Here is a 476-nt window from a genome sequence, read left to right as displayed (position 1 = left end):
TTAACCTGAGCTGCGGATAAGAAATTACTAATTTAAAGGAACTAAATGCTCGTTCCATGATCCGATCATTCGACCAAGAGTGATTAGAACAAAAAGGAACGAGCATGAACAAGTTAGTTGAAACGTACTGTGATGTCGATGATTTTTCAAAGTTATTTTTCCCAAGCTGGCAGCGTATATTGCTCGAAAATGGTGAAATTAAACGTCGAAGAGCATGCCGCTTATCTCCGTCAGAGGTGATGACTATTATCATCCATTTTCACCAGTCACATTACAGAGATTTCAAAAACTACTACCTTCACTATGTTTGCCGTCAACTTAAAGCCTATTTTCCAGAGTTGCTGAGTTACGCAAGGTTTCTCGCGCTTATGCCTAGTGTGGTGGTTCCGATGTGCAGTTACCTCACATCAAAACTTGGCAAGCCCACAGGTATACAATTTGTTGACTCCACTAAAATAGAAGTGTGTCACATCATC

Annotated in this window: 1 pseudogene; it reads left to right on the top strand. The window is 40.3% G+C overall.

The features are described 5' to 3' along the window. Positions 1 to 104 precede the first annotated feature (104 nt). Positions 105 to 476, top strand: a pseudogene (locus P20311_RS19320) (IS982 family transposase); the annotation flags it as partial.

This window comes from Pseudoalteromonas sp. BSi20311, from assembly GCF_000239875.1.
Taxonomy (GTDB): domain Bacteria; phylum Pseudomonadota; class Gammaproteobacteria; order Enterobacterales; family Alteromonadaceae; genus Pseudoalteromonas.
The sequence above is the reverse complement of the archived record's forward strand: the minus strand, read 5'-3'. Positions and strand labels throughout refer to the sequence as shown.